The sequence below is a fragment of the Amycolatopsis sp. NPDC048633 genome (assembly GCF_040650695.1).
Lineage (GTDB): Bacteria > Actinomycetota > Actinomycetes > Mycobacteriales > Pseudonocardiaceae > Amycolatopsis.
On the sequence record NZ_JBEZHS010000021.1, the window covers coordinates 71,020 to 91,785 of the forward strand.

General features: G+C 71.3%; 23 protein-coding genes. 14 read left to right on the plus strand and 9 right to left on the minus strand.

Going from position 1 to position 20,766, the window contains the following annotated elements; translation table 11 throughout:
- The first annotated feature begins 47 nt into the window (after window positions 1-47).
- Window positions 48-419 carry a hypothetical protein gene (locus tag AB0C38_RS31030; RefSeq protein ID WP_360680227.1) on the plus strand — a complete coding sequence of 124 codons (372 nt, stop codon included), beginning with the start codon at window positions 48-50 and terminating at the stop codon, window positions 417-419.
- A gap of 55 nt (window positions 420-474) precedes the next feature.
- On the opposite strand, the gene AB0C38_RS31035 is transcribed toward AB0C38_RS31030, so the two are convergent.
- On the minus strand, window positions 475-1,026 hold the full coding sequence (locus tag AB0C38_RS31035) for a TetR/AcrR family transcriptional regulator C-terminal domain-containing protein (protein WP_360680229.1): 552 nt from the start codon (window positions 1,024-1,026) through the stop codon (window positions 475-477).
- 89 nt (window positions 1,027-1,115) lie between these two features.
- Between AB0C38_RS31035 and AB0C38_RS31040 the strand changes: the two genes are divergently transcribed.
- The 5 genes from AB0C38_RS31040 to AB0C38_RS31060 all read left to right on the plus strand — a co-directional run bounded on the left by AB0C38_RS31040 (window position 1,116) and on the right by AB0C38_RS31060 (window position 7,016).
- The gene (locus AB0C38_RS31040; protein ID WP_360680232.1) at window positions 1,116-2,177 is read left to right on the plus strand and encodes an NAD(P)/FAD-dependent oxidoreductase; all 1,062 of its coding nucleotides are present in this window, start codon (window positions 1,116-1,118) and stop codon (window positions 2,175-2,177) included.
- Window positions 2,178-2,249: 72 nt separating this feature from the next.
- Window positions 2,250-3,023, plus strand: coding sequence for a cytochrome c biogenesis CcdA family protein (locus AB0C38_RS31045; protein ID WP_360680234.1), 774 nt, complete (start codon window positions 2,250-2,252; stop codon window positions 3,021-3,023).
- The gene (locus AB0C38_RS31050) at window positions 3,020-4,615 is read left to right on the plus strand and encodes a cytochrome c biogenesis protein ResB (RefSeq protein ID WP_360680237.1); all 1,596 of its coding nucleotides are present in this window, start codon (window positions 3,020-3,022) and stop codon (window positions 4,613-4,615) included. The genes AB0C38_RS31045 and AB0C38_RS31050 overlap by 4 nt, the downstream gene beginning before the upstream one ends.
- A 4-nt stretch (window positions 4,616-4,619) precedes the next feature.
- Window positions 4,620-5,588, plus strand: coding sequence for a c-type cytochrome biogenesis protein CcsB (gene ccsB / locus AB0C38_RS31055; RefSeq protein ID WP_360680240.1), 969 nt, complete (start codon window positions 4,620-4,622; stop codon window positions 5,586-5,588).
- A gap of 75 nt (window positions 5,589-5,663) precedes the next feature.
- Complete coding sequence (locus tag AB0C38_RS31060; protein WP_360680243.1) at window positions 5,664-7,016, plus strand: AAA family ATPase; 1,353 nt, start codon at window positions 5,664-5,666, stop codon at window positions 7,014-7,016.
- 71 nt (window positions 7,017-7,087) lie between these two features.
- Here the strand turns inward: AB0C38_RS31060 and AB0C38_RS31065 are convergent, their stop codons facing one another.
- Window positions 7,088-7,273: a hypothetical protein gene (locus AB0C38_RS31065; protein ID WP_360680245.1), complete on the minus strand. Its 186-nt coding sequence runs from the start codon at window positions 7,271-7,273 to the stop codon at window positions 7,088-7,090.
- A gap of 153 nt (window positions 7,274-7,426) precedes the next feature.
- Window positions 7,427-7,639, minus strand: coding sequence for a BldC family transcriptional regulator (locus AB0C38_RS31070; RefSeq protein ID WP_072474890.1), 213 nt, complete (start codon window positions 7,637-7,639; stop codon window positions 7,427-7,429).
- Between the two features lie 281 nt (window positions 7,640-7,920).
- Here AB0C38_RS31070 and AB0C38_RS31075 point away from each other — a divergent pair, with 281 nt between their 5' ends.
- The 3 genes from AB0C38_RS31075 to AB0C38_RS31085 are packed head-to-tail and all read left to right on the plus strand — an operon-like array spanning window position 7,921 to window position 9,772.
- On the plus strand, window positions 7,921-8,394 hold the full coding sequence (locus AB0C38_RS31075; protein ID WP_360680248.1) for an Lrp/AsnC family transcriptional regulator: 474 nt from the start codon (window positions 7,921-7,923) through the stop codon (window positions 8,392-8,394).
- Between the two features lie 11 nt (window positions 8,395-8,405).
- On the plus strand, window positions 8,406-8,693 hold the full coding sequence (locus AB0C38_RS31080) for a DUF4229 domain-containing protein (RefSeq protein ID WP_360680251.1): 288 nt from the start codon (window positions 8,406-8,408) through the stop codon (window positions 8,691-8,693).
- A complete protein-coding gene (locus AB0C38_RS31085) occupies window positions 8,690-9,772 on the plus strand; it encodes a PLP-dependent cysteine synthase family protein (protein WP_360680253.1) in 1,083 nt (360 codons plus the stop codon). The genes AB0C38_RS31080 and AB0C38_RS31085 overlap by 4 nt, the downstream gene beginning before the upstream one ends.
- Here AB0C38_RS31085 and AB0C38_RS31090 read toward each other — a convergent pair.
- The 4 genes from AB0C38_RS31090 to AB0C38_RS31105 are packed head-to-tail and all read right to left on the minus strand — an operon-like array spanning window position 9,769 to window position 12,944.
- Window positions 9,769-10,641: a 1,4-dihydroxy-2-naphthoate polyprenyltransferase gene (locus AB0C38_RS31090; protein WP_360680256.1), complete on the minus strand. Its 873-nt coding sequence runs from the start codon at window positions 10,639-10,641 to the stop codon at window positions 9,769-9,771. The two genes, AB0C38_RS31085 and AB0C38_RS31090, sit on opposite strands and share 4 nt — an antisense overlap.
- Before the next feature lie 49 nt (window positions 10,642-10,690).
- On the minus strand, window positions 10,691-10,834 hold the full coding sequence (locus AB0C38_RS31095) for a hypothetical protein (protein ID WP_360680259.1): 144 nt from the start codon (window positions 10,832-10,834) through the stop codon (window positions 10,691-10,693).
- Between the two features lie 51 nt (window positions 10,835-10,885).
- Window positions 10,886-12,019: an o-succinylbenzoate--CoA ligase gene (gene menE / locus AB0C38_RS31100; protein ID WP_360680455.1), complete on the minus strand. Its 1,134-nt coding sequence runs from the start codon at window positions 12,017-12,019 to the stop codon at window positions 10,886-10,888.
- A 1-nt stretch (window position 12,020) separates the two neighbouring features.
- On the minus strand, window positions 12,021-12,944 hold the full coding sequence (locus AB0C38_RS31105) for a 1,4-dihydroxy-2-naphthoyl-CoA synthase (protein WP_360680261.1): 924 nt from the start codon (window positions 12,942-12,944) through the stop codon (window positions 12,021-12,023).
- A gap of 51 nt (window positions 12,945-12,995) precedes the next feature.
- Between AB0C38_RS31105 and menD the strand changes: the two genes are divergently transcribed.
- The 3 genes from menD to AB0C38_RS31120 all read left to right on the plus strand — a co-directional run bounded on the left by menD (window position 12,996) and on the right by AB0C38_RS31120 (window position 16,790).
- A complete protein-coding gene (gene menD / locus AB0C38_RS31110; protein ID WP_360680263.1) occupies window positions 12,996-14,672 on the plus strand; it encodes a 2-succinyl-5-enolpyruvyl-6-hydroxy-3-cyclohexene-1-carboxylic-acid synthase in 1,677 nt (558 codons plus the stop codon).
- Window positions 14,673-14,806: 134 nt separating this feature from the next.
- A complete protein-coding gene (locus AB0C38_RS31115; protein WP_360680266.1) occupies window positions 14,807-16,318 on the plus strand; it encodes a M1 family metallopeptidase in 1,512 nt (503 codons plus the stop codon).
- A gap of 22 nt (window positions 16,319-16,340) precedes the next feature.
- Window positions 16,341-16,790, plus strand: a complete 450-nt coding sequence (locus AB0C38_RS31120) for a DUF3592 domain-containing protein (RefSeq protein ID WP_360680268.1) — start codon at window positions 16,341-16,343, stop codon at window positions 16,788-16,790.
- A gap of 314 nt (window positions 16,791-17,104) precedes the next feature.
- Here AB0C38_RS31120 and AB0C38_RS31125 read toward each other — a convergent pair whose 3' ends face one another.
- The gene (locus AB0C38_RS31125; protein WP_360680271.1) at window positions 17,105-17,941 is read right to left on the minus strand and encodes an inositol monophosphatase; all 837 of its coding nucleotides are present in this window, start codon (window positions 17,939-17,941) and stop codon (window positions 17,105-17,107) included.
- Window positions 17,942-18,118: 177 nt separating this feature from the next.
- Here AB0C38_RS31125 and AB0C38_RS31130 point away from each other — a divergent pair, with 177 nt between their 5' ends.
- Window positions 18,119-19,189 carry a glycosyltransferase family 1 protein gene (locus tag AB0C38_RS31130; protein ID WP_360680274.1) on the plus strand — a complete coding sequence of 357 codons (1,071 nt, stop codon included), beginning with the start codon at window positions 18,119-18,121 and terminating at the stop codon, window positions 19,187-19,189.
- A 1-nt stretch (window position 19,190) separates the two neighbouring features.
- Window positions 19,191-20,294 (plus strand): glycosyltransferase family 1 protein, encoded by a 1,104-nt coding sequence (locus tag AB0C38_RS31135; protein ID WP_360680276.1) that lies wholly within the window; start codon window positions 19,191-19,193, stop codon window positions 20,292-20,294.
- Here the strand turns inward: AB0C38_RS31135 and AB0C38_RS31140 are convergent, their stop codons facing one another.
- A complete protein-coding gene (locus AB0C38_RS31140; RefSeq protein ID WP_360680279.1) occupies window positions 20,295-20,762 on the minus strand; it encodes a MarR family transcriptional regulator in 468 nt (155 codons plus the stop codon).
- Between the last annotated feature and the right edge of the window lie 4 nt (window positions 20,763-20,766).

Sequence of the window (20,766 nt, forward strand, 5' to 3'; positions counted from 1 at the left end):
CCCGGTACGTTCCCCGTGATCGTTTTGTCCGAAACCGGGGGTTTCTCATGATGAAGAAGTTGGCGGCCGCGGCGTTCATCGCCTTCGCCGTGACCACGGCTGTGGGGGCGCCCGCCTCGGCGGCACCGTCCGCTGCGGCGGCGCCGGTCACGATCGAAGGGTTCACGCTGCTCAAGCAGACGAGCGGCTACGGCCGCACGCTCCGCCTGTGGCAGAACACCGGCAACGGCCTGGTGCACGGCAACCTGTCGGGCGCCCAGTACGGCGACCAGCTGTACATCGGCAACTGCTGCTACCCGTACGTCACGTACGAGACGGTGACCAGCACCGGCCAGTACGAGCTGAACACCCAGGAGTACGGCAACTACGGCCCCCGGATCGGCGGCGTCCTCGCCAACGGCGGCCAGCTCTACCTCTGACCCACGAAAGCCGTGAAGGCCTCCTTACCGGCTCTTATGGCCGATAAGGAGGCCTTCACGGCTTTTCGGTGCGGGAGACCCAGACGGCCAAGCCGTCGATGACCACCGACAGGCCCGTCGTGAAGGCCGCGTCCCGCTGTGCGCGGGGCACGGCCGTGCGGCGGGCCTGTTCTTCGACCGTGAAGCCGTTCACGTAGCTCGTCACAACGTCCGCGCACGCCTCGCGCTCCGGGGACGGCATCCCCGCGGACGCGAGCGTTGCCAGCAGGTACACCAGGAACTCGATCGCGTGCGGTCCCGGGGTGCTCATCGTCGCGATCACGCGGGCGCCGTCCGGGTGCGACAGCATCGTCTCGCGGTGGGCGTTCGCGAACGCCGTCACGCGCTCACGCCACGTCCCGTTCGCGCTCAAGCCGCGCGAAGCCACGGCCAGCATGTGCTCCGCGATCGCATCCAGCAGGGCCTGCTTGTTCGCGTAGTGCCAGTAGAGCGCGCCGACGCGCACGCCGAGGCGGTCGGCGAGCTTGCGCGTGGTCAGCTCGTCCAGCCCGGTCTCGTCGAGCAGTTCGATCGCGGCGTCCAGCACCACGGTCTGGTTGAGGGTCATCAAGGACAAGTTCATCATGCCTGGCGTACTTGAGCGGTGTTCAGGTAACTTGAGCAGTGTTCAATTGAGCACTGTTCAGGAGGTTCGTCGTGAAAGTAGCCGTCATCGGGGCCGGGCTGGGTGGCCTGTGCCTGGCGCAAGGCCTGCGCGAAGCCGGGATCGACGTCGAGGTGTTCGAGCGGGACCCCGGCGTCCACGCCCGCTTCCAGGGGTACCGGATCGGCCTGGCCGACATCGGCCGCGACGCCCTGCTCGCCTGCCTGCCCGCCCGGCTCCACCCGCTGCTCGATGCCGTCACCGGCACCCTCAGCGGCCGCCGGGTCTTCTTCGACACCCAGCTCCGGCAACTCCGCGAGCTGCCGCCGATGACCGCGACCGCCGTCGACCGGCACGTCCTGCGGCACGTCCTCCTCGACGGCGTGGACGTCCACTTCGGCAAGGAGTTCACCGGCTACCGCGGCACCAGAGCCGAGTTCGCCGACGGGACCCACGTCGACGCCGATCTGATCGTCGGGGCCGACGGCATCGCCTCCGCGGTCCGCGCTCAGCTCGCCCCGGACATCCGGCCGACGGACACCGGCGTCCGCTGTGTCATCGGCCGCACCACCCTGACTCGTGAGTACGAGATGCTCGTCCCCGGCTTCGGCAGCGGCGTCAGTGACGGCAAGGTGCAGCTCATGCTCGGCCTGATGCGCTTCCGCCGGCCGCCGCGCGAGGCCGGCCGTGAGCTGGGGGTCGACCTGCCCGACACGCCCGACTACGTCCGCTGGGTGCTCCTCCCGGCCCCGGAGGCTCCGGGGAAAGCCGTCGAAGGCTGGCACCCGCGGGTCCGCGCGCTGGTCGAGGCCACCGACCCGGCCCACTCGGCGTGGCTGTCGATCAGCGTCGTCCGGCCGGAACGGCGCTGGTCGCCCGGCCGCGTCACGCTGCTCGGCGACGCGATCCACGCGACGTCGCCCAGCGGCGGCAACGGCGCCAACGCCGCGCTGCACGATGCCCGGCTGCTGCGCGACCTGCTCGTCCAGCGAGACGTCCCCGAAGCCGTCGAGGAATACGAGACGCAGATGCTCGCCTACGGCGCCGAAGCCGTCGACCACAGTGTCGCCATGCTCGACCAGTTCCTCCCGGGACGGGCGGGACGAAGGTCCTGAACTGCTGTGACCGAGGTCCTGTGAACCGGCCCCGGAGTTCTCACCAGGACCTCACTGCCTACCCTCAACGGGGTGAACTCCGTGACCGAGCTGGCGATCTCCGGACCGCTGCTGCTCGCCGCGGGCGTCGCGCTGCTGGCCGGAACCATCTCCTTCGCCTCGCCGTGCGTGGTGCCGCTCGTGCCCGGGTACCTCGCGTACCTCGCCGCGCTGGTCGGTGCGGACGCCCCTGCCGTCAGTGCCGATGAGGAGCGCAAAGAGGGTCGCTGGGCCGTTCTCGGGGCCGCCCTCCTCTTCGTGCTCGGGTTCACCGTCGTCTTCGTCGCCACGCTCGGCACCCTCGTTTGGCTGGCCGACACGCTCACGCTCAACCAGGACCTGCTGCAGCGCATCGGCGGTGTCCTGACCATCGCGATGGCCCTGGTGTTCCTCGGCTGGATCCCCGGCCTGCAGCGCGAGTTCCGCTCGCACCGCGTCCCGGGTGGTGGCGTCTGGGGCGCCCCGCTGCTCGGTGCCGTCTTCGGCCTCGGCTGGACGCCCTGCATCGGCCCGACGCTCTCCGCCGTCATTTCGCTGGCCAGCGCGACCGGCGGCGCCGCGGCCCGCGGCTACCTGCTGATCGCCGTCTACTGCCTCGGCCTCGGGGTGCCGTTCCTGCTCATCGCGCTCGGCGCCCGCTGGGCCGTGCGCGCCACCGACTGGGTGCGCCGGCACGGCCGCCAGGTGCAGGTCTTCGGCGGCGCGCTGCTGATGATCGTCGGCATCCTGCTGGTCACCGGCGTGTGGGGAGATCTGATGGGCTGGCTCCGCAACGAGCTCACGGGCAGCCTGGAGCTGCCGCTGTGACGACCACCGAGGCCCCGCCGGCCGCCCCCAAGGGCCCGACGCCCGCCAAGCGCACCTTCGCCTTCGTCCGCAACACCTGGCGCGGCCTGACGTCGATGCGCACCGCGCTCGTCCTGCTGTTCCTGCTTGCCCTCGCCGCCCTGCCCGGCGCGCTCCTGCCGCAGCGGAAGCTCAACGCCCCCAAGGTCGACGAGTACATCAGCGCCCACGGCTGGTGGGGCACCCTGCTCGACAAGCTCGAGTTCTACGACGTCTACTCCAGCATCTGGTTCTCGGCGATCTACCTGCTGCTGATGATCTCGCTGATCGGCTGTCTCACGCCGCGCAGCTTCGACTACGTCAAGGCGATGCGCGCCAAGCCGGTGCTGACCCCGCGCAACCTCGCCCGGATGCCGCACTACCGGCTGGGCCGCGGCAAGTCCGACGTCGGCGCCGAGATCGCGGCCGTCCACAAGCAGCTGTCCGGCTGGCGCCGAGTCGAGCGTGAAGAGGCCGACGGCGTCCGCACGATCTCCGCCGAACGCGGGTTCCTGCGCGAGACCGGCAACCTGCTCTTCCACTTCAGCATGCTCGGCCTGATCGTGTTCTTCGCCCTGGGCAAGCTCTTCGGCTACGAGGGCCAGGTCATCGTCCAGGCCGACGGCGACAGCTTCTGCAACTCCGGCATCTACAACTACGACTCCTTCAACGCGGGTCTGCGCGTCGACGGCACCGACCTCGACCCGTTCTGCGTGAAGGTCAACGACTTCACGGTGCGGTACACCCCGGCCGGCGAGCCGGAGTACTACCACGCGAACATCCAGTACCAGTCCGGCGGAGACCTCGACACGAACACCTGGCGCCCGTACGGCCTCGAGGTCAACTCGCCGCTGCGCACCGCCGGCGACCGCGTCTACCTGCTCGGCCAGGGCTACTCGCCGCAGTTCACGGTGACCTTCCCGGACGGCACGAAGCGCACCCAGAACACCCAGTGGCGCACGGTCGACCCGACCACGATGCTCGCCGAGGGCGCGACGAAGTTCGACCAGCCCGGCGTCACCGACGAGGTGCAGCGGCGGACCCGGCAGCTGGCCATCACCGGCCTGTTCGCGCCGACGTCGTTCCTGCACGGCAACGTCCTGACGTCGGCGGCGCCGGAGCTGAACGACCCCGCGGTGGCCGTCGACATCCTGCGCGGCGACCTCGGCCTGGACGCCGGGCGCGGCCAGTCGGTGTTCGAGGTCGACCAGTCGATGGTCGACGACGGCCGGCTGAAGAAGATCGCCCGCGAAAACATGAAGGTCGGCCAGGAGATCAAGCTCGACGACGGCACGAAGGTCCGCTTCGACGGCGTCAACCACTGGGTCTCCCTGCAGGTCTCCCACGACCCGACCCAAGGGTTCGTGCTCGGTTTCGCCATCTCGATGTTCCTCGGTCTCGGCGCATCCCTGCTGGTCAAGCGCCGTCGGCTGTGGGTCCGGGTGAAGCCGGGGACCGAGGACGAGCCGAGTACGGTGATCGAGGTCGCCGGGCTGGCCCGCACCGACCAGGCCGGGTACGGCGAAGAGTTCCACCGGATCAGCGAACGCCTGATAAGTGGTCAGAAGGGCTGAAGCAATGCCGATCGACGAGACGCTGTCGCAGTACAGCGACTGGCTCTACACCACCGCCGCGGCGATCTACGTCGTCGCGCTGATGATGACGCTGATCGAGCAGGGCTTCGGCGCCAAGGGCCGGCTCGCCACCGAGCGGGCCAAGCTGCGGGCGCGTGAGCTCGTCGGCGCCGGCGGGCCGCCGATCGAGGAGGTCCAGGCCGCGCAGCGCACGGCCGGCCGCCCCGAGCGGATCGGCAAGATGGGCGCGTCGCTGCTCGTGCTCGGCGCGCTGCTGCAGCTGTCGGCGATCGTGCTGCGCGGGCTCGCCGTGCACCGCGCGCCGTGGGGCAACATGTACGAGTACGGCATGGCGGTCACCTTCATCACGGTCGTCACCTGGATCGTCGTCATGGGGAAGTTCCCGGTCCGGCACCTCACCGGCTTCCTGCTGCTGCCCGTCGTGATCCTGATGTTCATCAACGGCACGCTGCTCTACACGACCGCGGCGCCGGTGCAGCCCGCGCTGCAGTCGTACTGGCTGGTCATCCACGTCTCGGCGGCCATCATCGGCTCCGGCGTCTTCCTCGTTCCCGGTGTCGCCAGCGTGCTCTACCTGTTCCGCGCGGCCTACGACAAGGACCAGACGAAGTTCGCCCGGTTCGCCTCGAAGCTGCCCGAGGCCGACGTCCTCGACCGGATCGCCTACCGGACGACGATCTTCGCTTTCCCGGTCTTCACCTTCGGCGTGCTCTGCGGCGCGGTCTGGGCCGAGTCGGCCTGGGGCCGGTTCTGGGGCTGGGACCCCAAGGAGACCGTCGCGTTCATCGCCTGGGTCATCTACGCCGCCTACCTGCACTCGCGGGCGACCGCCGGCTGGCGCGGGGCCCGGGCCGCGGCGATCAACATCGTCGGGTTCGCCGCGATGATCTTCAACCTGTTCTTCGTGAACCTCGTCACGGCGGGCTTGCACTCGTACGCCGGGGTGGGCTGAGCAACCCGCGAGTACTCCGACTACCGTCGTCATCAGGGGGAAGATGTCGGGCGGAGTGCGCGGAGGTTTACACCGGTGACCGGACCCAGCGAAGAATCGGCTCCTGGCCACCCAGAACAGGCTGAACCGGCCGCTGCCCCGCAGCAGCCGGAGGTAAGCCTGTTCGCCGAGGATCGGACGGACTCGCACCCGCACCCGGAGACGTCGGGCGCCTTCGACGTGCAGCCGACCCAGGCCGTCGCGCCGCCGCCCAACCCGGCGGTGTCCGGGCCCCACCAAGTGCCGAACCCGGCCGTGTCGGGACCGCACCAGGTGCCGGGTGCTTCGGGACCCCACCAGGTGCCCCAGTACGGCTACGACCAGAACCTCCCGCCGCTGCAGCCGCAGTACGCCCAGGCGCAGGCCCAGTACCCGCAGCAGCCGCCGCAGCAGCCTTCGGGCCTGCCGCAGCCCCAGGGTGGCCGGCACGCGGCGCCGCCGCAGCAACCGGGCCACGGCCACGACCTGTCGACCGCGCACCTGGTCAAGCAGGTCAAGCGGCCGCCGCAGTCGGGCTGGCGCAAGGCCGTCTACGTCGGCACCGGGAAGCTGCTCAACCCGGGGGAGAGCCCGGCCGACACCCAGCGCCGCGACCTCATCGCGCGGGTCAACCAGCCGCTGCGCGGGTGCTACAAGATCGCGATGCTGTCGCTGAAGGGCGGCGTCGGCAAGACGACGGTGACCACGACGCTGGGGGCGACGTTCGCGTCCCTGCGGGGTGACCGCGTGGTAGCCGTGGACGCCAACCCGGACCGCGGCACGCTGTCGCAGAAGCTCCCGCTGGAGACGACCGCGACGGTCCGCCACCTCCTGCGCGACGCGGCCCGCATCACGCGCTACAGCGACGTCCGGTCCTACACGTCCCAGGGGGCCAGCCGGCTGGAAATCCTCGCGAGCGAGCAGGATCCGGCCGTTTCCGAGGCCTTCTCCGAGGAGGACTACCGGCGCACGGTCAACCTGCTCGAGCACTTCTACAACATCGTGCTCACCGACTGCGGGACCGGCCTGATGCACTCGGCGATGAAGGGCGTCCTCGACGTCGCGGACGCGCTGGTCGTGGTGTCCTCCGGCTCGGTGGACGGTGCCCGCAGCGCCTCGGCGACGCTCGACTGGCTCGAGGCCCACGGGTACGGCGAGCTGGTGAAGCGTTCGGTGGCCGTGATCAACTCGGTCCGCCCCAAGGGCGGCTCGGTCGACCTCGACAAGCTCTCGGCCCACTTCGGGGCGAAGGTCCGGGCGGTGTGCAAGGTGCCGTTCGACCCGCACCTCGAAGAGGGCGCCGAAATCGAGCTGGACCGCCTGTCCGGTGACACGCGCCTGGCCCTGCTGGACCTGGCCGCGACCGTGGCGGACGGCTTCGCCACCCCGCTCTCGCAGGGCTATCGCTAGGTAAAGGCCGGAAAGCCACCATCGGGGCTCTTCGATGCGCCGAAGGTGGCTTTCGGCGCATCAGGAGCGGCTCAGCCCTCTTCGTCCCGCCGCTTGCGCTGCTGTTCGGACAGCTGGCGCAGGAAGTCGGGGTCGTCGTCCGGGGCGATCGGGGCGCGGCGCGGGGGCGATGCGACCCCGACCCGCTGACCGGCGAACGACCGCCACAGGAGCAGGGCGACGACCAGGGCGCCGACCGCTGCGAGCAGAGCGAGCATGCCGGATCCTTCCGTGTGGGTCCCCCGAGGTTAACCCGTCGAGCCGGGTTTCGGCCCGAACCCCGTCAGGCGGGGTGACGACCAGAACACGAAGGGCCGCGCGGGGCGGGGGAAAGTCCCCCGTACCCGACACGGCCCGGCGCTCGGGATGGTTCAGGCCTTGCGGGCCGGTTCGCTGGCGTCCGTGGTCAGCTCCGCCAGGAGTTCGTTCACCTCGGACTCCCGGAACCGCCGGTGCCCGCCCGGGGTCCGGATCGAGCCGATCCGGCCCGCCGTCGCCCACCGGGTGACCGTCTTGGGGTCCACCCGGAACAGTGCTGCCACCTCACCAGGGGTGAGCAGTCGTCCGCCCATCGTCGCGGTCATTTTCCGCCTCCTTAACGACCTAACTGCTATACCGGAGGCAATCCGGGCCATTTTGGCCCGTCGCGCCGGGGTAGCCAACACGGCAATCGTTGCACTTCACCCGTCAGGTACTCGAACGGTTGTCCAAGAGTAAAGAGCCCTTAAAGGTCAAAACGGACAGTTTGCTTACGCAGTGCAACTAATTTTGTGGTGACCTGACGTGCCCGGATGCCGTTCGGCCCGGTCATCGGCCGCGAGGCGTGGTGCCAATGGGGGATTGTCCAACCGCATAGAGTGATGCCGTGGATCAGTTGGACCGGAAGATCATCGCGGCGTTGCGTATCAACGGACGGGCCACCTATGCGGACCTCGGACGGGCTGTCGGGCTCTCCGCGTCGTCGGTGCACGAGCGGGTGGGCAAGCTCGAAGCCGCCGGCGTGATCACCGGCTACCACGCGGTCGTCGACCCGAGCACGGTCGGCCTCGGCGTCACCGCCCTCGTCGGCATCCATCCCACCGACACGGCGACGGAGGACGACGTCGCCGACGCGCTCGGCGAACTCGACGAGGTCGAGAGCTGCTACGCCGTGGCGGGGGACGAAGCCTTCGTCGTCAAGGTGCGCGTGCCGACCGTCGACGAGCTGGAGCGCACGCTCGGCCGACTCAGGCGCATCCCCGGCGTCGGGCGGACGAACACGACCGTCGTGCTTTCGACGCGGTTCGAGGGCCGTCCGAACAACGCGGGCCTGCAGCGGGACCGGGCGGGCGGCGCGTAGCCTGCGTTGGTGTGAGCGACGAGAAGACCCCGCAGCTGGCCCGTGACCTGACGCTGTACCTGCTGGCGCGGTTCGTGCTGGTCGCGGCGATCGCGTGGGTGCTGTCCCTGGTCGGCGTGCCCCTGCTGGTCGCGCTGCTCGTCGGCCTGGTCGTCGGGCTGCCGCTCGGGCTGCTGCTGTTCCGCCCGCTGAACGCCCGCGTCACGGCCGGCCTGGCCAAGCGCAACGAGACGCGCGCCCGGGCTCGTGCCGACCTGCGCGCCCAGCTGCGCGGAGACGTCTCCGGCCAGCCCGAATGAGCCGCCTGCACGCCCGCAGCTGGGTTCGCGAGGCCGTCCGGATCATCGAGGCCGACGCGAACCGCAGCGCCGACACCCACCTGCACGTCTTCCCGCTGCCCCCGGAGTGGGGCATCGACCTCTACCTCAAGGACGAGTCCGTCCACCCGACCGGCTCGCTGAAGCACCGGCTGGCCCGGTCGCTGTTCCTCTACGGGCTCGTCAACGGCCAGATCGGGCCGGACACCGTGCTCGTCGAGGCGTCCAGCGGGTCCACCGCGGTCTCCGAGGCGTACTTCGCCCGCATGCTCGGCCTGCGGTTCATCACCGTGGTGCCGCGGCGGACGAGCAAGGAGAAGATCGCGCTCATCGAGTTCTACGGCGGTGAGTGCCACTACGTCGACCAGGCGCCGGCGATGTACCCCGAGGCGGAGCGGCTCGCGGCCGAGTGCGGCGGGCACTACCTCGACCAGTTCACCTACGCCGAGCGTGCGACGGACTGGCGCGGCAACAACAACATCGCCGAGTCGGTGTTCGCGCAGATGCGCTCGGAGCGCCACCCGGTGCCGGCGTGGATCGTGGTCGGCGCGGGCACGGGCGGCACGAGCGCGACCTTCGGCCGGTACGTCCGCTACAAGCGCCACACGACGAAGATCTGCGTCGTCGACCCGGAGAACTCGTCGTTCTACGGCGCCTGGGAGACCGGGGCGCTCGACTACGCGACCGGCATGCCGTCGCGGATCGAGGGGATCGGCCGGCCGCGCTGCGAACCGTCGTTCGTGCCGGGCGTCATCGACGAGATGTTCCAGATCCCCGACGCGGGCTCCCTGGCGGCGATCCGGCTGCTGCGCGAGCGCACCGGGCACTGGGCGGGCGGCTCGACGGGCACGAACCTCTACGGCGCGTTCAGGCTCATCTCGCGCATGGTCGAGGACGGCCAGGCGGGCAGCGTCGTGACGCTGCTGTGCGACGGCGGCGAGCGGTACGCGCACACGTACTACAACGACGAGTGGGTCGCGCAGCAGCAGCTCGACCTGGCGCCGCACACGGCGTTGTTCGAAGAGTTCCTGGCGACCGGGAAGTTCGTCCCGGAGAGCTAGATGTTGAGGCCGACGGCGGCCAGCACCGCCCACGCCAGCATCGCCAGCCCGGTGTCGCGCAGCGCGGGGATCAGGTCGCGGCCCACCGCGTCGTGCCGGATCGCGCTGACCGAGTGGAACAGCAGCGAGACGCTGATCAGCGGCAGCGCGGCGAGCGAGTGCGTCGCGAACCCCATGACCAGGGCGAGCACGAACGGCACCGCCACCAGCGTCAGGTAGAGGCGCCGGGTGCCCTGGTCGCCGAGCCGCGTCGCGAGCGTGCGCTTGCCGGACTCGATGTCGGTCGGGATGTCACGCAGGTTGTTGGCCGTCAGGACCGCCGTCGAGAAACTGCCGACCGCGACCGCGCACGCCAGCGCCGCCCAGCTGACCCGCCCGGCCTGGACGTACACCGTGCCCAGGACGCCGGCCAGGCCGAAGAACACGAACACGGCGATCTCGCCGAAACCGTAGTAGCCGTAAGGCTTCTTGCCGCCCGTGTAGAACCACGCGCCGAGGATGCACAGCGCGCCCATCGCCAGCAGCCACCAATGCCCGCTGAGCACGACGAGCAGCAGGCCGAGCACCCCCGCCAGGCCCAGCGCGATCAGCGCCGCGGTGAGGACGGCCTTCGGCGCGGCGACCCCGGAACCGACCAGCCGCAACGGGCCGACGCGGTTCTCGTCCGTGCCGCGGATGCCGTCGGAGTAGTCGTTGGCGTAGTTGACGCCGACGATCAGCGAGAGGGAGACGAGCAGCGCCAGGACCGAGCGCCACCACGAGAACGCGTCCAGCGCGATCGCCGCGCCGACGCCCGCCACCACCGGCGCCACCGCGTTCGGCAGCGTCCGGGGCCGGGCCCCTTCGATCCACTCGCTCAAGCTCGCCATGGCGCCATTCAACGCCATGGTGATCACCCGCGAGCGGGAACCCGGGAAGTCAGTCGGTGGTCGGCAGCTGCCAGGTGAGCGTGCCGCCGTTGGGGTCCACGGCGGGGCCATCGGCCAGGGCCGTGCCTACGGGAAGGAGGACCCCCAGGGTGACGGCGGTGCTGATCAGAGCGGTCCGAATCCAGCGCGTCATGGTGGGTAGCCAAGCGGGTGCACGCCGTACATGTCAACGAACTGCCGCCATTCAGCCGCGCAAACCCGACTGAAGTCGCGCCTTCACCGCCGCCCGGTCGATCTTGCCCGGCCCGCGAAGAGGCAGCTCGGAGCCATATTCGACGCGCTTCGGCGTCGCCGCCGCACCCAGCTCGGACCGGACCGCGGCCCGCAGTTCGTCCGCTTCACGAGGTTCACCGGACGGGACGACGAGCGCCACCACGGCCTCGCCCCACTCCGGGTCCGGCAGGCCGACGACGCAGGCGTCGCGCACGCCCGGCTGGGCGCAGAGACACCGCTCGATCGCGTTCGCCGACACCTTCACCCCGCCGGTGTTGATCATGTCGTCGGCCCGGCCGAGGACCTCGATCCGGCCGTCGTCGTGACGAACCCCACGGTCGGACGTCGTGAACCAGCCGCCGTCGAACGACTCCGCCGTCAGGTCGGGCCGGAGCCGGTAGCCGTGCGCGAGGACGTCGCCCGCGATGCGGATCCGGCCGCCGTCGAGGTCGACGCGGACGCCGTCGAGGGGGAAGCCGTCGTAGACGCAGCCGCTCGCCGTCTCGCTCATGCCGTACGCGGGCACGATCCGGACGCCCGCGTCGGTCGCGCGCTCGCGCAAGTTCGCCGACGTCGCCGCCGCGCCGACCACGATCGCGTCGAACGCCTTCGCCGCGGCCAGCCCGGCACCGCCGTCGTCGAGCAGCCGGACCAGCTGGGTCGGCACCAGCGCCGTGTACCGCGGACCGCCCGTCAGCTTCGCGGCCGCGGCGGCGAAGTCGTCCGGCCGGAAGCCCTGGCCGGTGAGCAGCACCGGGTTCGTGCCGGCCAGCAGCGACCGGACCAGCACCTGCAGGCCGCCGATGTAGTGCGCCGGCGTCGCCAGCAGCCAGTGCCCGGGTCCGCCGAGCCGCACGTGCGTGGCCTCGGCGGACGCGACCAGCGCGCGGGCCGAGAGCAGCACGCCCTTGGGCGCGCCGGTGGAGCCGGAGGTGGCGATGACCACGGCGGTGTCCGGCTCGGCGGGCTCGGCCGGCGTCATCGCATCGCGCAGCGCGGGGTCGGTGAAGGGCAGCACGGCCGGGCCGCCGCCCAGCGCGTCCGCGACGGCTCTTTTCAGCGTTTCGAGCGCTTCGGGGGAGCCGTCTAGTTCGATCGGGAGCAGCTCAGTAGTAATAGGGGACGTCCTTGAAGTCGGGGTCGCGCTTCTGCAGGAACGCGTCACGGCCTTCGACGGCTTCGTCCTGCATGTAAGCCAACCGGGTGGTCTCGCCGGCGAAGAGCTGCTGGCCGACCAGGCCGTCGTCGGTGAGGTTGAACGCGTACTTCAGCATCCGCTGCGCCGTCGGCGACTTGGCGGCGATCGTCCACGCCCAGTCCAGCGCCTCTTTTTCGAGGTCGGCGTGCGGGACGACGGCGTTCACAGCACCCATCCGGTGCATCTGCTCGGCGGAGTACTCCCGGCCGAGGAAGAAGATCTCCCGGGCGAACTTCTGGCCGACCATCTTCGCCAGGTAGGCCGAGCCGTAGCCGCCGTCGAACGAGCCGACGTCGGCGTCGGTCTGCTTGAACTTCGCGTGCTCTTCGGAAGCGAGCGTGAGATCGCACACCACGTGCAGGGAGTGCCCGCCGCCCGCGGCCCAGCCCGGCACGACCGCGATCACCGGTTTCGGCAGGAACCGGATCAGCCGCTGGACCTCGAGGATGTGCAGCCGGCCGGCCCGCGCGGGGTCCACCGTGTCGGAGGTCTCGCCACTCGCGTACTGATACCCGGAGCGTCCGCGAATACGCTGGTCACCACCGGAGCAGAACGCCCACCCGCCGTCCTTGGGCGACGGGCCGTTCCCGGTCAGCAGGACACAGCCGACGTCGGAGCTCATCCGGGCGTGGTCGAGCGCCCGGTAAAGCTCGTCGACGGTGTGCGGCCGGAAGGCGTTGCGGACCTCCGGACGGTCGAACGCGATGCGCACCACGCGTTTGCCGCCGCGGTTCTCAGCGGAACGGTGGTAGGTGATGTCGGTGAAGGCGAAACCTTCGACCTCGGTCCACGCGGCCGGGTCGAACAGCTCGGAAACTCGGGCGTCATCCACGTTTGGGAGAATAGAACCTGTGGACACAAGCGATCAGTCTGGAGCCTGCCGGTGAACCCTTCCACCGCGCAGGCCAGGGTCATCGTCGACGAACTCGTCCGCAACACCGTTTCGCACGTCGTCCTCTGCCCGGGCTCCCGCAACGCACCGCTGTCGATCGCGCTGTACGACGCGGCGGCGGCCGGGAAGCTCCAGCTCCACGTCCGCATCGACGAGCGCGGCGCCGGGTTCCTCGCCCTCGGCATCGCCGCGCGCACCGGCCGCCCGGTGGCCGTGCTCTGCACGTCCGGGACCGCGGCCGCGAACTTCCACCCCGCCGTGTTGGAGGCCGACCGCGCCGGCGTCCCGCTGATCGTGCTGACCGCCGACCGGCCGCCGGAGCTGCGGGCCGCGGGCGCGTCGCAGGTCATCGACCAGCACCGGCTGTTCGGCAACGCCATCCGCTACTTCGACGAGCTGGCCGTCGCCGAGCGGCGGGCCGGCCAGAACTCGTACTGGCGCAGCCAGATCTGCCGGGCCTGGAACGCGGCCTACGGCGAGTGGCGCTGCGGGCCGGTGCACCTGAACATCCCGTTCCGCGAGCCCCTCGTGCCGGATTTGGACGACGACGGCGAGTGGTACGAGTCCCTGGACGGCCGGCCCGACGGGTCCCGCTGGACGGAGCTGCCGGACTTCGGCGCGCTGCCGTCGTTCGTGGTGCCTTCGGCGCGCCACGGCCTGGTGATCGCGTGCGACACCGGCGTCCAGGCGGCCAGCGAATGGGCCGAGCAGCACGGCTGGCCGGTGGTGTCGGAGACCGGCGGGCTGGGGCTGTCCGGCGGCACGGCCATCTCGTCCGGCGCGTGGCTGCTGGGCGTCGAGGAGTTCATCGCGAAGCACAAGCCGGAACAGGTGCTCTGCCTCGGCCGGCCGACGGTGTTCCGGCAGATCCAGAAGGTGATCTCGGACCCGTCGATCGAGGTCCTGCTGGTGCGCCCGGACTCGGACTGGCCGGCGCCCGCGCACAACGTCCGGCAGGTCGGGCAGTGGTTCGACGAGCCGACGAAGCCGGCCGACCCGGAGTGGCTGGCGAGCTGGCGCCGAGCCGACGCGGCGGCGTCCTCGGCGGTCGCGTCGGTGCTGGATTCGGAGCCGTGGCCCTCGGGGCTGCGGTTGGCGTCGGAGCTGGTGGACTCGCTGCCGGCGGACTCACTGCTGGTGGTCGGCTCGTCCAACCCGACGCGGGACGTGGCGCTGGCGGGCCGGCTGCGCCCGGACGTCCTGGTGCACCGCAACCGCGGAGTGGCGGGCATCGACGGCACGGTGTCGACGGCGATCGGCGCGGCGTACGTCCACCGCGGGCCGTCGTACGCGCTGCTGGGCGACCTGACGTTCCTGCACGACGCGTCGGGGCTGCTGACCGGGCCGGCGGAGCAGCGCCCGGACCTGACGATCGTGGTGTGCAACGACGACGGCGGCGGCATCTTTTCCCTGCTGGAGCAGGGCGCGCCCGAGCACGCGGCGAGCTTCGAGCGGGTGTTCGGCACCCCGCACGGCGCCGACCTGGGCGCGCTGTGCGCGGGGTACCGGGTGCCGCACGTGGTCGCGGAGACGTTGACGGAGTTCCGGGCGGCCCTGCGCCCGGCCCCGGGCCTGCGGGTCGTCGAGGTGCGCGTGGACCGCTCGCGGCACCGCGACCTGCACGGCCGCCTGCGGGCTGCGGTGTCGAGCGCGGTTTCGGCCGTTTGACCGGGGCGAATCGGCACGTCAAGCGGTTTCCGATCTTGATCCCAGTAGGCAAGAACCTTCCTTTGGCTGTACCTGGCACCCCCTTGGCTGGCTACGTTCGAGCGCGCTGAACCTCACCCGTTGGAGGGATTCGAATGCGTGCAAGAACTCGCACCGGCCTCGGTGTGCTCGCGGCCGGGGTCGCCTCGGTGCTGCTCGCCGGTACCGCCAGTGCGGCTCCGACCCCCGGCGCGCCCGGTGTCGGTGACTCGTACTACCCGAACGCCGGCAACGGCGGCACGGACGTGCTGCACTACGACATCCGCCTGACCTACCAGCCCGCGACCGACGTGCTCGCGGGCACGACGACGCTGCTGCTCACCGCCACCCAGGACCTTTCGCGGTTCGACCTGGACTTCGCGCTCAAGGCGTCGAGCGTGCTGGTGAACAACCGGCCGGCCCAGTTCGCGAACCAGAACGGCAACGGCGAGCTCGTCGTCACCCCGGCGCAGCCGCTGCTCAAGGGCCAGACCGCCACGGTCGTCGTGGCCTACTCGGACACCCCGTCGACCGAGAAGGTCGACGGCCTCAACGCGTGGAAGAAGGGCTCCTTCGGCGCGCTCGGCGTCGACGAGCCGCAGAGCTCCGCGTGGTGGTTCCCGGCCAACGACCACCCGACCGACAAGGCGACCTACGACGTCTCCATCGAGGCTCCGGATGACAACGTTGCCGTCACCAACGGCACGCTCGTCCGCAAGACGAAGAGCCGCGCCGGCTGGACCCGCTGGCAGTGGCGCAGCACCAAGCAGCAGGCCACGTACCTGACGTCGTTCATCGTCGGCAAGTACGAGCTGAACCAGTCGACGACGCCGGACGGCAGGCCGTTCATCTCGGCGTACGGGTCGGACCTGGGCGACTCGCTGTACGCGGCGAAGGCCAGCGTCGAGCGGACGCCGGAGATCGACGCCTTCCTGGCGACGAAGTTCGGGCCGTACCCGTTCGAGGCCGAGGGCGGTGTCGTGACCAGCGGCATCACGTTCTCGCTGGAGAACCAGACCCGGCCGACCTACGGCGCGCGCAACTTCGCGGCGGGCTCGAACACGACGTTGATCGCGCACGAGAACGCCCACCAGTGGTTCGGCGACAACGTCTCGCTCGGCCGCTGGAGCGACATCTGGCTGAACGAGGGCTTCGCGTCCTACGCGGAGTGGCTGTGGTCGGAGCACGAGGGCGAGGGCACGGTCGCCGAGCTCGCGCAGTACACGTACGACTCCAACGCGGCGGACGCCGACCTGTGGAAGCTCGTCCCGGCCGACCCGGGCGCGGACAACCAGTTCGACAACGCCGTGTACGACCGCGGCGCGCTGACGCTGCAGGCGCTGCGCACGGCCGTCGGCGACGACGCGTTCTTCAAGATCCTGCAGGGCTGGCAGGTCCAGAAGGGCGGGTCGCACGGGCGGATCCAGGAGTTCATCGCGCTGGCCGAGAAGGTTTCGGGCAAGCCGCTGTACGACCTGTTCCAGACGTGGCTGTACACGGCGGGCAAGCCGTCCGTGGGCCCGAACGGTGCGGCGGCCTTCACGGCGCGCGCGGCGTCCGTGAAGCCGAAGTCGTTCGACCAGATCCAGGCGAACCACCGGAATCTCGCCGCGGAGCACTCGCACTGAGCGAGACCGCTACGCTCGCGGCGTGAGCACGAAAGGTGAGCGGGTGAGGCGCGTCGGGTGGTGGACCACCCTCGGCGTCGCCTCGCTCCTCACCGTGATGTGCGTGTGCCTCCTGTTCGCGGCGATCCGCAACGACGGCGCGATAGCGGCCCAGCTGGGCACGGCGAACGCAACGGTGGACTCGGTGGCGTTCGACCGCACGATCATCCACTTCGAAACCCCGGACGGCATCGTCCACAGCCCGGCGAACGGCGTCCTGTACCCGGACGGCCTGGCGGCGGGCCAGCTGATCCGCATCGAGTACGACGCATCGGACCCTGAGCTGGCGCGGGTGGCGGGCCGGTCGGCGGCTTTGACGCTGTTGCCGCTGGGGAGTTTCGTGTTCTTCACTTGGCTGGTGGCGGGACCGTTGCTGTGGTGGATCCGGCGGCAGAACAAGCGAGCTGTCGCAGAAGCGCCGACCCCGGCCTGACCAGACAGAACCCCGCCACACCCTGGGGGCCGTGCCCTGTCCCAGTCTATCGGCGGCGGGCTCCTCGAAGGGGTGACGCGGCAAATCTGTGGACAGCCGGACCCGATGTGGACAACTCACCCCGCGTGGGCCGTCTCCTGCCACTACCCCAGCACCTCGAAGCAGCCCGTCCGTCGGCAGCTCAAGTAAGCCTTCGCGCGCGTACCCCGCCGCAGCAACCGGTCCGGGCCGTGCGGCGGGCGCAGGATCCACCGGCCGGCGAAGTCCGCGCCGGCGAAGCCCAGCCAGAAGCCGAACCCGCGCGCGCAACCCGATCAGCCCGCGTGGGCCGTCTCCTGCCACCACCCCAGCACTTCGTCCGCCACCCCCGGCGCCGCCACCAGCAGCCCGTCCGTCGGGAGCGCCGTGTCTTCCCCGTGCTTGTCCAGCACCACCGCGCCGGCCTCGATCGCCATCGCCACCGAGCCGGCCACGTCCCACTCGTGGTAGCTGTGCAGCACCGCCGCCGCCGCGTGACCCAGTGCCACCTGGGCGATCGACAGCGCCGCCGAGCCCAGCACCCGCACCCCCGCGTGCGCCGCCGCCGCGCGCTCGATGAAGCCGCCCATTCCCGGCCATGGCCCGCGGCGGGCGAACTCCGTGCAGACCAGCGCGCCCGCCGTCACGCAGCGGTCCGTCAGCTTGACCGGCTTGCCGTTCGCGCGGGCCCCTCGTCCGCGCGCGGCCGCGTAGATCTGGGCGCGGTACGGGTCCGCCACCACTCCCACCACCGGTCCCGCCGCGTCGACCAGCGCCAGGCTGTACGCGCACCACGGCACGCCCGCCACGTAGTTCGCCGTGCCGTCCACCGAGTCCACCACCCAGCGGTACTCGGCGATGTCCGCGCCGTGGTCCGCGCCGAACTCGTGGCCGACCACCGGGATACCCGGGAACTCCGCGGTCAGCACACGCCGGGTGTGCCGCTCCAGGATCCGGTCGGTGTCGGTGACCCAGTCGAACGGCGAATCCAGCGTCGACGGGTGGGCGCCGCGGCCGGCGGTCGCGGTGATCACGTCGGTGGCGTCGTTGGCCAGCCGTCCGGCCACTTCGAGCGCCCTCGACAGCAGGCCGGGCTCGACGGGCCGCGGCGGCCGGGAGGACAAGAGGGTCATGCCTGCTTAGTCTGGGCCCCGCTGGTTTCCGGGACACGACCTTGAGATGACATGTCGTGGCGGATCTGTTCCGGCAGCGTTGGCCGCAGTGTCACGCCGCCGCCAGGATCGGGTGCGATCGTCCAAGACGTGCGAGTCGCCATAGTCACCGAAAGTTTCCTGCCCCAGGTGAACGGCGTGACCAACTCTGTCCTGCGGGTCGTCGAGCACCTGCGCGAACGCGCGCACGACGTGCTGATCATCGCCCCCGGCCCGGGCCCGGACTCCTACCGCGGCGCCCCGGTGGTCCGGATCCCCGCGTTCGACGTCCCCGGGGTCAACTCCCTGCCGATCGGCCTGCCGACGCGCACGGTGCTGAACGCGCTCGCCGCGTTCGGCCCGGACGTCGTGCACCTGGCCTCGCCGTTCGTGGTCGGCGCGCGCGGGCTGGCCGCCGCGCGACGGCTGCGCGTCCCGTCCATCGCCGTCTACCAGACCGACATCGCCGGGTTCGCCGCCGCGTACGGCTTCGGCATCGCCGCGCGCGCCGCGTGGCGCTGGGTGCGGCGGCTGCACTCGCGGGCCGACCGGACGCTGGCGCCGTCCAGCGACGCGGTCGAGCAGCTGGAGCTGCACGGCGTCCCGCGCGTGCACCGCTGGGCCCGAGGCGTCGACATCGAGAGGTTCTCCCCGGCGCACGCCGACCCGGCGCTGCGGGCCGAGCTGGCGCCGGACGGCGAGCTGCTTGTCGGGTTCGTCGGCAGGCTGGCGCCCGAGAAGGAGGTCGACCGGCTGGCCGCGCTGGCCGGGGTGCCGGGGATCCGCTTGGTCGTCGTCGGCGACGGGCCCGAACTCGGAAATCTGAGGGAGCAGCTGCCCGGCGCCGCCTTCCTCGGTGCGAAGTACGGCGAAGAGCTCTCGAAGGCGTACGCGAGCTTCGACGTCTTCGTCCACACAGGTCCGCACGAGACGTTCTGCCAGGCGGTGCAGGAGGCAATGGCGTCCGGCCTGCCGGTGCTCGCGCCGGACGCAGGGGGCCCGAAGGACCTCGTCCTGCCCGGCCGCACCGGCTACCTGCTGCCCGCGGACCGTGAGCGGTTCGGCCCGGCGCTCGTCGAGAAGGTCGACGCCCTGCGTGACCCCGCGCTGCGGGCGAGGCTCGGCGAGAAGGCGCGCAAGGTGGTCCTCGGGCGCACCTGGCCCGCCGTCTGCCGCGAGCTGATGGGGCATTACGAAGCCGTGCAGGGCCGGGCCGCCCGCGCGGCCTGACATGCACATCGTCCAGCTCGCGAACTTCTACGGGCCGCGCTCGGGCGGGCTGCGCACGGCGTTGCACCACCTCGGCGCCGGGTACGTCGCGAGCGGGCACGAGGTGACGCTCGTGGTGCCCGGCACGCGATACGCCGACGAGGTCCTGCCGACCGGCGTGCGCCGTTTTTCCCTGCCGGCGCCGAAGATCCCCGGCACCGGCGGCTACCGCGCCGTCGACCCGCACCGAGTCCGCGCGGTCCTGCGCAGACTCGAACCCGACCGGCTGGAGGTGTCGGACCGGTTGACGCTGCGGGGGATGGGTGGCTGGGCGCGGCGCCACGGCGTCCCGAGCACGGTCATCTCGCACGAACGCCTCGACCGGCTGCTGGAGCAGTTCCTGCTGCCGGAGCCGGTGGCGCGTCGCGTCGCCGACGTCGCGAACCGCCGGATGGCCGCGAGCTACGACGCCGTCGTCTGCACGACGGCGTTCGCGCGCGCCGAGTTCGACCGGATCGAGGCGCCGAACGTCCACCGGGTGCCGCTGGGCGTCGACCTCGCGACGTTCCGGCCCGCCATGCGCGACGACGGCTGGCGCACCGGCCTCGCCGGGGGAGCGGACGCGCTGCTCGTCCACTGTGGACGCTTGTCGCCAGAGAAGCACGTAGAGCGCAGCGTCGACACCGTCGCCGAGCTGACGGAGGCGGGCGCGCGGGTCCGGCTGGTGGTGGCCGGCGACGGGCCGCGACGGCGGGCGCTGGAACGCCGGGCGCGCGGCCTGCCGGTGACGTTCCTGGGGTTCCTGTCCGGCCGCGGCGACGTCGCGCGGCTGCTGGCCAGCGCCGACGTCTCCCTGGCGCCCGGCCCCCACGAGACGTTCGGGCTCGCCGCGTTGGAAGCGCTGGCGTCGGGGACGCCGGTCGTGGTGTCGGCGTCGTCGGCGCTGCGGGAGATCGTGCGGCCGGGCTGTGGCGCGGCGGTGGACGACCACGCGCCCGCGTTCGCGACGGCGGTGACGGACCTCCTCGAAAGCCCGGAGGACCTGCGCCGCGCGGCGGCCCGCGCCCGGGCGGAGGAGTTCACCTGGCCCGCCGCGGTGGCCGGGATGCTGGCCGCCTTCCGCTGATCAGGTGACTTTCCCGCGCGCGTAGCCCGGATGAACCCCCGGACTGAGTCCCTGTTCCTCCGCGATCTTCGCCAGCAGTTCGCGCAGTGTCGCCCGCTCGTCGTCCGACAGCGCCGACGTGACCGCCTGCTCGTGCGCCATCGCCGTCTGGGCGACCTGGCCCATCAGCTCCCGGCCCGCCGGACTCAGCTCCAGCGCGTAGAGCCGCCGGTCCTCGGCGTTGCGGCGGCGCTCGATCAGGCCGCGCTTCTCCAGGCCGTCGACCAGCGGGACCAGCCGGGTCGCCGGCGTGCCGAGCTGCTTGGCCAGCGCCTGCTGGCTCTGCCCGGGCCGCGACGCGACCAGCCGCAGCAGGCCGGTCTGCGCCGGCGTCAGGTCCAGCTCGCCGATCCGCTCGGTGAACCGCTGCGCCGCGTGCGCGCCGACCTGGGCCAGCAGGAACGCGCTGCCGAACCGGGGGGCTTCCATGGCC

Bases quoted from the DNA above. Each gene is read 5' to 3' on its own strand.
- AB0C38_RS31140 (WP_360680279.1), bottom strand. From the start codon at position 20,762: ATGGAAGCCCCCCGGTTCGGCAGCGCGTTCCTGCTGGCCCAGGTCGGC.
- AB0C38_RS31125 (WP_360680271.1), bottom strand. From the start codon at position 17,941: ATGACCCTCTTGTCCTCCCGGCCGCCGCGGCCCGTCGAGCCCGGCCTG.
- ccsB (WP_360680240.1), top strand. From the start codon at position 4,620: ATGCCGATCGACGAGACGCTGTCGCAGTACAGCGACTGGCTCTACACC.
- AB0C38_RS31095 (WP_360680259.1), bottom strand. From the start codon at position 10,834: ATGACGCGCTGGATTCGGACCGCTCTGATCAGCACCGCCGTCACCCTG.
- AB0C38_RS31065 (WP_360680245.1), bottom strand. From the start codon at position 7,273: ATGCTCGCTCTGCTCGCAGCGGTCGGCGCCCTGGTCGTCGCCCTGCTC.
- AB0C38_RS31030 (WP_360680227.1), top strand. From the start codon at position 48: ATGATGAAGAAGTTGGCGGCCGCGGCGTTCATCGCCTTCGCCGTGACC.
- AB0C38_RS31135 (WP_360680276.1), top strand. From the start codon at position 19,191: ATGCACATCGTCCAGCTCGCGAACTTCTACGGGCCGCGCTCGGGCGGG.
- AB0C38_RS31115 (WP_360680266.1), top strand. From the start codon at position 14,807: ATGCGTGCAAGAACTCGCACCGGCCTCGGTGTGCTCGCGGCCGGGGTC.
- AB0C38_RS31070 (WP_072474890.1), bottom strand. From the start codon at position 7,639: ATGACCGCGACGATGGGCGGACGACTGCTCACCCCTGGTGAGGTGGCA.
- AB0C38_RS31090 (WP_360680256.1), bottom strand. From the start codon at position 10,641: ATGGCGAGCTTGAGCGAGTGGATCGAAGGGGCCCGGCCCCGGACGCTG.
- AB0C38_RS31035 (WP_360680229.1), bottom strand. From the start codon at position 1,026: ATGACCCTCAACCAGACCGTGGTGCTGGACGCCGCGATCGAACTGCTC.
- AB0C38_RS31085 (WP_360680253.1), top strand. From the start codon at position 8,690: ATGAGCCGCCTGCACGCCCGCAGCTGGGTTCGCGAGGCCGTCCGGATC.